This is a genomic window from Paenibacillus forsythiae T98 (assembly GCF_000520735.1).
Classification (GTDB): domain Bacteria; phylum Bacillota; class Bacilli; order Paenibacillales; family Paenibacillaceae; genus Paenibacillus_AQ; species Paenibacillus_AQ forsythiae.
In genome coordinates this window covers 1-8747 of record NZ_ASSC01000615.1, presented here as the reverse complement: position 1 = coordinate 8747, position 8747 = coordinate 1, and the positions used below count along the sequence as shown (strand labels likewise).

Sequence of the window (8747 nt, the reverse complement as noted above, 5' to 3'; positions counted from 1 at the left end):
TGTTCGCTTTGAGGTCCGCAAGCTCGGAGTAGAGCTCCCGGGGAACCGACCCGATCTGCGCCTGCATGGCTTCCGCCCGGCTGGTATAGAGAAAATTCCGCATTAACACATATTGGAGCACGCCGATGAGCAGCAGCAGTCCCGACAGAATCAGCAGCGAGACAGCGAGCAACTGCCCCCGGAGCGAGCGGGGAGGATGGAGCCGCCGCCGGAGGGAGGATAAGCGGCCAATCATACAAGATCCAGCCGGTAGCCCGAGCCGCGCAGGGTGCGTATGATGCGGTGCTCTTTATCCCCCAGCTTCTCCCGCAAAGAACGGATGTATACTTCCACGATATTCTCTTCTCCCCCGAAGTCGTATCCCCAGACTTTATCGAGAATCATCGGCTTGCTCAGCACAAGTCCGTGATTGATGACCAGGTGCTGCAACAGCTCGTATTCCGTTGGAGACAGCTCAAGGACCGTCTCCTTGAAGCGGATTTCCTTTCTGCGGCTGTCGATGACGAAGGGGCCGCAGCGCATCTCGCCGAGCAGCCACGGGAACTGGTTGCGCAGGCGCGCCTGAATCCGTGCCAGCAGCTCGTCGAAGCTGAAGGGCTTAACCATATAATCGTCCGCGCCTATAGACAGGCCCCTGACGCGGTCGTCCACCTCATCCTTGGCCGTCAGCATAATGACGGCGACCTCCGCCTCCTCGCTCCTGAGCTGCCGGCACACCTCGAAGCCGTTCATGCCGGGCATCATGATATCGAGTATGGCTACATGGGGCTTGAATTCTTCGGCAACCGCCAGGGCGGATAAGCCGTCCGCCGCCGTTCTTACATCAAATCCTTCGTTAATGAGGCCCAGCTCAAGAAACTGGAGGATGTGGGGCTCATCGTCCACAAGCAGCAGACGGACGCCTTGGTGAGCTTTCATGTGTATCCCTCCATGCCATATATTCATTATGCTATTATGCCACAGCTACTTGAACGTTTGCTGAAAATTACCTCTCATATTAATGCGCAAAAAATCTTTCACCGGGCCTCAAAGTGGTTAATCTAAAGTATAAAGAAATTTTCGCTTCCCATCTCCTTAGAAGGCCACAAAGGAAACGGTTACATAAGCAGAGTGGGACGAGAAAGGGATGAGTGAACGCCGTGGTGTCCTGACCAGTTACTTACCAGTATTTTATTTGGGAAAGGGTTTTGACGAAGTGTGCCCGAACACTTTACAATAGGAATATAAAGCTGAACCGAATTGTTCCCCTGACAGGTTCGGCAGGTTTTGATCCATTCCAGCCTTCCCCGTTTTCAAGACTTTTTCAAGCTTCCTACTCTATTCAAAAAGTTCAGTAACACCCGGTTTAAAATGTCCTGTCATCCCGTATTATTCATTAAGAGCGTTTTTACACGCTGTCTTTGCTACGCACCAATCATTTTATCTTATTTATGGAAGAAGCTTTACTACCCCATGTCAAGGAGGCTTTTCCAATGAAGAAAAAAGAAATGGTAGCTATGCTATTGGCCGGTGGTCAAGGGAAAAGATTGAAGGGCCTTACCAAATCCATTGCCAAGCCCGCTGTCTATTTCGGGGGCACCTACCGGATCATTGATTTTCCGCTCAGCAACTGCACGAATTCCGGAATAGACACGGTCGGCGTATTGACGCAATACGAGCCGCTTGTACTGAGCTCTTACATCGGCATTGGCAGCGACTGGGACCTCAACCGCAAGAACGGGGGCGTATTTGTGCTTCCTCCCCATGAACGCGAGGATGGAAGCAACTGGTATCGGGGAACGGCTGACGCGATTTACCGGAACCTTAAATTTGTCGATCAATTCGATCCTGAGCATGTGCTCATTCTTTCCGGCGATCATATTTACAAAATGAATTATAACGCCATGCTTCAATATCATTTGGAAAGAAAGGCCGACTGCACCATTTCGGTCATTGATGTTCCGCTTGAGGAAGCAAGCCGTTTCGGCATACTGAATACCGAAGCGGATTACAAAATTTACGAGTTCGAGGAAAAACCGGCAAAGCCCAAAAGCACTTTGGCTTCGATGGGGGTTTATATCTTCAAATGGGATGTTCTTCGTCGTGCGCTTTTGGATGACGGAGAGGAATCGGATTCATCCCATGACTTCGGCAAGGACATCATTCCGACGCTGCTGTCGCAGGGCAAATCCTTGTACGCCTACCCGTTCGAGGGCTATTGGAGAGACGTCGGTACGGTGACCAGCCTGTGGGAAGCCAATATGGATCTGCTCAGCGACAATCCTCCGCTTAATCTTAACGATCCTTCATGGCGAATCTTCACCCGCAATCCGAATCAGCCCGCGCAGTATGTCGCGCCGGGGGCGAAGGTGTCCGGCTCCCTGATCAATGAGGGCAGCATCGTTCGCGGGGAAGTGCGGCATTCCGTGCTCTTCTACGGCGTAGAGATCGGCGAGGGCAGTGTTATTACGGATTCCGTGATTATGCCCAAGGTAAAGATTGGAAAGAATGTCCGTATCCACAAAGCCATCATCAGTGAGAATACGGTAATTGAGGATTATATGGAAATCGGTACGGACCGCGAAGACGGAGATGAAATCTTATTGATCGATAATCGCAGCAAAAAACGGAAATCGGTTCCGGCCAAAACCATATAATTCAGAAAGAGGACGGTGGAAGTCGATGAAACAGCTCCTTGGAGTAATCAATCTTGACCACGAATTGGACCATTTAAATGAACTTACGTATTTCCGCTGCGGTGCGGCCGTGCCCTTTGCCAGCCGCTACCGTCTGATCGATTTTGTCCTGTCCAACATGATGCGGGCGGAGCTTGAAAGCGTGGGTCTGTTCGTCCGACGCAAATACCGCTCGCTGATGGACCATCTCGGCGACGGCAAGTCATGGGATATGAACCGCAAGCATGGCGGGCTGTTCATCCTGCCTCCCGACTGGAATGATCCGACGGATACGTCAATTGGAGATTTGCAGCATTTTCACAACAACCTGGACTTCTTCAAACGGGCCTCAGCCAAATACATCGTCCATTCCGGGAGCCAGCACATCAATACCATCGACTTTCAGGAGCTGTACAGCTATCATCTGGAGAAGGGCGCCGATGTCACGCTCGTATACAAAAAAATCGACCATCTTGAGCCGGAGCATGATCCCTGTCTGCGCCTTGAGGTGGATGAGGATGGCAATGTGCTGAATATTCATCATGAGAAGAACCATCAGAATATTTATATGGATATGTTCATTATGGAGAAAGAGCTGTTCCTGGAGCAGGTCGAATACTGCATTGCCCATGGCGAGAGCTATTTTTTCCGGGATGCGATTCAAAAAAGACGCGACAAGCTCAAGATTGCCGCGTTTGAATATACGGGCTATCATGCCGTGATCAACTCCGTAGCGAGCTATTACAAGAACAGCATGAAGCTTCTGGATCAGGAGGAGTACACCAATCTGTTCCACGATAATCAGGTTCAGACCAAAATCAAGTACGAGGCTCCGACCCGCTATCTCGAAAGCGCCAATATCAGCAATTCGCTTGTGGCGAACGGCTGCATCATCGCCGGCACGGTGGAGAACAGCGTCATATTCCGCGGTGTCCAGATCCGCAAGGGAGCAAGGGTGGTGAACTCCGTTGTCATGCAGAAATGCGTTATCGAAGAAGATGCTGTCATTGAAAATGTCATATTGGATAAAGATGTACAGCTTAGCCGGGAACGGATTCTTGTCGGCGACAGCAAGCGGCCGTTCGTCATTGCCAAGAGCAGCAAAATGTAACACGGTTGCAATTGAAAACGTCATTGTCAGGAGGAACGCGCTTGTTGTTTACCGATAAAGAAGCATTCAAAAAAGCATTTGTCGATGATTTGGTAGGGAAGCTGGGCAAGCCGCTCGAGGAAGCCTCAAGCGCCGATGTTTACAACATTCTGGGCAGCATGGTCCGGGCGCAGGCCGGAAAGAACTGGGCCAATACCAACCTGAAATACAAGGACGGCAAGGAGAAGCAGATTTACTACTTCTCGATGGAGTTCCTGATCGGCAGGCTGCTGGGCAATAACCTGCTGAATATGGGTGTTCTGGAAATAGTGCGGGACGGACTTGAGGAGCTGGGCTTCTCGCTTCAGGAGGTTGAGGAGGAGGAGGCGGACGCCGGCCTCGGCAATGGCGGTCTGGGACGGCTCGCGGCCTGCTTTCTCGATTCGCTGGCTTCTCTCCAGTATGCCGGGCACGGCTGCGGCATACGCTACAAGTACGGCCTGTTCGAGCAGAAGATCGTTGACGGATATCAGGTGGAGCTGCCCGATTACTGGCTGCAGAAGGATAACGTGTGGGAAGTGCGTCGGGAGGACAAGAGTGTCGAGGTCAGATTCTGGGGCCGCGTCGATATCGATAAGGCGGGGGACAAACTGGTGTTCCGGCACAGGGATTATGAGACGGTCCGCGCGGTGCCCTACGATGTGCCGATCATCGGCGCCGACCGCAGGCATGTCAATACGCTGCGCAATTGGAGCGCCGAGTCGATTCTCCAGCCGAACAGGGACTTCGGCCCGAATACGGGCACCGATTACCACAAGTTTCTTGAGTACAAACGCGCCGTGGAATCCATTTCGGAATTTCTGTACCCGGATGATTCCGAGTACGAGGGCAAGCTGCTCCGCCTGAAGCAGCAGTATTTCCTGTGCAGCGCCGGCCTGCAGAGCATCCTGCGCTTCTTCGGGAAGCTGGGGCTTCCGCTGTCCGAGCTTCCGAACAGGATAGCGCTGCATATCAACGATACGCACCCTACGCTTGTCATACCGGAGCTGATGCGGATTCTGATGGATGACAGGGGCCTTGAATGGGATGAAGCCTGGGACCTGACGACGCGCATGGTCTCCTATACGAACCATACCATTCTCAGCGAGGCGCTGGAGAAGTGGCCGGTAAGCATGGTGCGGGAATTATTGCCCCGGGTCTACCTTATTATCGAGGAGATCAATGCCAGGTTCTGCGGAGAGCTGATGGCCCGGTATCCCGGCGATCATAACCGGATTGCGCAAATGGCGATCATTTATGACGACCAGGTAAGGATGGCGCATTTGGCGATTGTGGGCAGCCACAGCGTCAACGGCGTGGCTGCGCTGCACACGGAAATATTGCGGAAGCGGGAAATGAGACTGTTTGATGAGATGTACCCGCACCGATTCAACAACAAGACCAACGGAATCACGCATCGCCGCTGGCTGATGCATGCCAACCGGGATTTGGCCGGTCTGATTACCGAGGCGATTGGCCCGCGCTGGATGACCCATCCTCAGGAAATGATCGGCCTGATCAAATACTGCGAGGACGCCTCGTTCCAGCAAAAGGTAGGAGAAATCAAACGGAAGAACAAGCTGCGCCTGGCGGAATACATCAAGAGCAAGCATAACGTTATAGTTGATCCGGACTCCATCTTCGATGTCCAGGTCAAGCGGCTGCATGCTTACAAGCGCCAACTGCTCAATATTCTGCACATTATGCATTTATACAATCAGATCAAGTCGAATCCGTCGCTTGACATCGTTCCGCGTACATTTATTTTTGGCGCCAAGGCGGCGCCAAGCTATCACTTGGCGAAGCGGATTATCAAGCTCATCAACACTGTTTCCGAAATCGTGGAGAAGGACCCCGACGTGCGAGGGAAGATTCGTATCTTGTTCCTGGAGAACTACTCCGTGTCGCTGGCAGAGAAGATCATCCCGGCAGCGGATGTCAGCGAACAGATTTCGACAGCGAGCAAGGAGGCTTCCGGTACCGGAAATATGAAGTTTATGATGAACGGTGCGCTGACCATCGGAACGATGGACGGAGCCAATGTCGAGATGAATGAAATGATCGGCAACGACAACATGTTCCTGTTCGGACTGCGGGCGGAGCAGGTCATGGATTATTACCAGTACGGCGGATACTATGCCCGGGATATGTATCAGAGCGACAGCCGCTTGAAGGAAGTGCTGGACCAGCTGATTACACCGGGGCCGATCTGCTGCTACCATCAGGATTTCGAGCATATCTTCTATTCTCTGCTTGACAATAACGACGAATTCTTCGTGCTGAAGGATTTTCCGAGCTATGTCGAGACGCATGTGGAGATCGACCGTGCATACCGCAACCGAGGCGAATGGCTGAAGAAGTCCATTATCAATATCGGCCATTCCGGCAAGTTCTCAAGCGACAACACGATCAGCCGGTACGCGTCGGAAATCTGGAATATCCGGTCTGTGCCGCTCTGAAGCGTATGGAACGAATGACGGCGGAAAGCGGAATATAACGACAAACGGCTGCGCTCCAGGGATTCCGGAGAGCGCAGCCGTTTTTGCTGATTTATGATACGGAAATATCGCCATGCGAAGGGCTGATGGACAAGGAGGTTAAAGAACCTCGGAGACCATGGCCGCAAAGCGTTCCAGGAACCGTCGTTCCTCGTCGTCGAACCGGTGCTTGAGCGGGCTGTCGATATCAAGCACGCCCAGCAGCCGACCGTCCTTAATCATCGGAACGACAACTTCGCTATTGGATGCGAGATCGCAGGCGATATGTCCCGGAAAGGCATGGACATCGTCCACCACAAGCGTCCGGCGCTCATTAGCCGCCGTGCCGCAGACCCCGCGGCCCAGCGGGATGCGGATGCAGGCAGGCTGGCCTTGAAATGGACCGAGCACAAGCTCGTTTCCATCATACAGATAGAAGCCGGCCCAGTTCGTGTCCGTGAGAGAGAGCTTTAGCAGCGCCGCAGCATTGGCCAAATTCGCGATCGCATTCGGTTCGTCTTTCATCAAGGCCCGAAGCTGAGTCAGCACAGCTTCAAACCGCTCGCTGCGCGTTCCGTCATAAGGCATGGCCTGAAACATGGAGCATCACCTTCCTATACATGAAGTCAATCTTGAATGAGTAGCTGTTGTAACTAACAACATAGTACAGCCGCCGAGCAGCCGTCAAGCCTTGGCGCAGTTTTGTCAAATTCATACAATCGGCTGACACTTTCTCTCCCATGTCAAGGCGTGTTTCCGCCTCGCGGCCAAGGGGTAATAATTTATAAACAAAGGAAGGCTTAATGGCCGGAAGGAGTGAAACATGCGAGCCGATGTACAGAATATGTTCATAGGAATCCACATGCTTTATAATGCCCGCGAGCGGGACCTGACGGTAACCGATATGCAGACCAGGCTTGAGAATTACGGATACAGGATAGGCGAGCGGGAAGTAAAGCAGGAGCTGGAGCGTTTGACGCAGGATAACTTTCTGACCGCCCATGGCGATGAGTACAGCATTACGGGTACGGGAATCGAGGAGTTCAAGGAAATTCTGGCGAAGCTGGAGCTGCTGCAAGGCGAGGTTATGAAGCCGGTCAAGACGGCGGATACCGCAGGCTGAATGAACGAAGCGGGCATATGCCCGGGAACCAGGGCGAGGTGGAACCGATGATAATCATGGCGCCAGTCGGGATGCGTAAAGCGTCCTGCACGGGCGCCATTTTTGTTGGTTTGGAAATGAGGTATAATGAACTGAATTAAAGGGGGCGAGCGGATGGAGGAGCATAGCCGAATAGCGCCCGGGTTGACCGGCCGCAGGCTGAGGCTGCGGGCGATGAGATGGGAGGATGCCGACGCGCTTCTTCGCTGCTGGTCCCATCCGGAATCGGCCTACTGGCTTGGAATAAGGCCGCTCACCTCCCGGGAGGATGCCGAGGAGCTCATCCGGCTGCTGCTCGAAATGGAGCGCGGGGAGGAGAGTCTGCGCTGGAGCATCGAGCTATCCGGCGGGGAAGTGATCGGCAGCTGCGGCTATAACAACTGGCAGCTGCAGGGAGCCTTTCGGGGCGAGGTGGGCTGCGAGCTATCGCCGGCATTCCGGGGCCGGGGATATATGCGCGAAGCGCTGGCGCTGGCGCTCTGCTATGGCTTCGAAGAGATGGGGCTTAACCGGGTGGAGGCGCAGTGCCATCCGGCGAACCTCCGCTCGGGCCGTCTGCTTGCCTCGCTCGGGTTCCGCCGGGAGGGAACGCTGCGCGAGTACCGCCATACTCCGTCCGGGTTCCAGGACGTGGATTTATATGCGCTGCTGCGCCGGGAATGGCGCGATTACATAACCTTAGAGAGAGAAGGATCATAATGCTGCGAGGAATGACTGAACGCGGGCTGATCTTGACGGGGGTGCTGCTGGCAACCTTCCTGGCCGCGATTGAAGGCACCGTAACCGGGCCCGCCGGGCCGGCTATCGTCGGCGATTTCGAAGGCATGCAGTGGCTCAGCTGGATCTTCACCGCTTATTTGCTGGCAATGGCGGTAACAACGCCGATCTTTGGCAAGATCAGCGATTTGATCGGCAGAAAGCCCGTATTCCTCTGGGGCGCGGCCGTGTTTCTCACCGGCTCGCTGCTGTGCGGACTGTCGCGGAGCATGGAGCAGCTCATCGCCTTTCGGGCGCTTCAGGGGCTGGGAGCGGGAGCACTCATTCCGATGACGTTCACGATCATCGGCGATATTTACAGCATCGAGGAGCGGGCCAAGACCCAAGGCTTGCTCAGCTCGGTATGGGGAATTTCTTCGCTGGTCGGCCCGCTGCTGGGCGGTTATGTGGCCGATTCTTTGAGCTGGCGCTGGGTCTTTGTCTTCAATCTGCCGTTTGGCCTGCTGGCGATAGCCTTTATCGCCCGCTACCTGAAGGAAGAGCGGATGCGCCGCAAGACGGAAGTCGATCTGTTCGGCGTACTGCTCTTCGCGGCGGGAATGGGCGCG

General features: G+C 54.0%; 8 protein-coding genes and 1 pseudogene. 6 read left to right on the top strand and 3 right to left on the bottom strand.

All coding sequences use genetic code 11. The features are described from left to right. Positions 1–235, bottom strand: a pseudogene (locus L692_RS0119125) (hypothetical protein); the annotation flags it as partial. Next, on the bottom strand, positions 232–918 hold the full coding sequence (locus L692_RS0119120; RefSeq protein ID WP_025701672.1) for a response regulator transcription factor: 687 nt from the start codon (positions 916–918) through the stop codon (positions 232–234). The pseudogene L692_RS0119125 and the gene L692_RS0119120, both read right to left, overlap by 4 nt. A gap of 554 nt (positions 919–1472) precedes the next feature. On the opposite strand from L692_RS0119120, the gene L692_RS0119115 reads away from it, so the two are divergent. Genes L692_RS0119115 through L692_RS0119105 form a run of 3 tightly spaced genes read left to right on the top strand, consistent with a single transcriptional unit; the run spans position 1473 to position 6242 of the window. Continuing rightward, positions 1473–2636, top strand: a complete 1164-nt coding sequence (locus tag L692_RS0119115; protein ID WP_025701671.1) for a glucose-1-phosphate adenylyltransferase — start codon at positions 1473–1475, stop codon at positions 2634–2636. 25 nt (positions 2637–2661) lie between these two features. Next, entirely contained in the window at positions 2662–3765 is a 1104-nt protein-coding gene (gene glgD / locus L692_RS0119110; RefSeq protein ID WP_025701670.1) for a glucose-1-phosphate adenylyltransferase subunit GlgD, read from the top strand. Between the two features lie 44 nt (positions 3766–3809). Continuing rightward, positions 3810–6242: a glycogen/starch/alpha-glucan phosphorylase gene (locus L692_RS0119105; RefSeq protein WP_025701669.1), complete on the top strand. Its 2433-nt coding sequence runs from the start codon at positions 3810–3812 to the stop codon at positions 6240–6242. Between the two features lie 138 nt (positions 6243–6380). Here L692_RS0119105 and L692_RS0119100 read toward each other — a convergent pair whose 3' ends face one another. After that, on the bottom strand, positions 6381–6860 hold the full coding sequence (locus L692_RS0119100; RefSeq protein ID WP_025701668.1) for a GAF domain-containing protein: 480 nt from the start codon (positions 6858–6860) through the stop codon (positions 6381–6383). Between the two features lie 223 nt (positions 6861–7083). On the opposite strand from L692_RS0119100, the gene L692_RS0119095 reads away from it, so the two are divergent. The 3 genes from L692_RS0119095 to L692_RS0119085 form a co-directional block, all read left to right on the top strand. After that, entirely contained in the window at positions 7084–7383 is a 300-nt protein-coding gene (locus tag L692_RS0119095; protein WP_025701667.1) for a hypothetical protein, read from the top strand. A 153-nt stretch (positions 7384–7536) separates the two neighbouring features. Further along, positions 7537–8121: a GNAT family N-acetyltransferase gene (locus L692_RS0119090; RefSeq protein WP_025701666.1), complete on the top strand. Its 585-nt coding sequence runs from the start codon at positions 7537–7539 to the stop codon at positions 8119–8121. Beyond that, the coding region (locus L692_RS0119085) for an MFS transporter (protein ID WP_156940507.1) at positions 8121–8747 on the top strand (627 nt) is incomplete at its 3' end. The genes L692_RS0119090 and L692_RS0119085, both read left to right, overlap by 1 nt.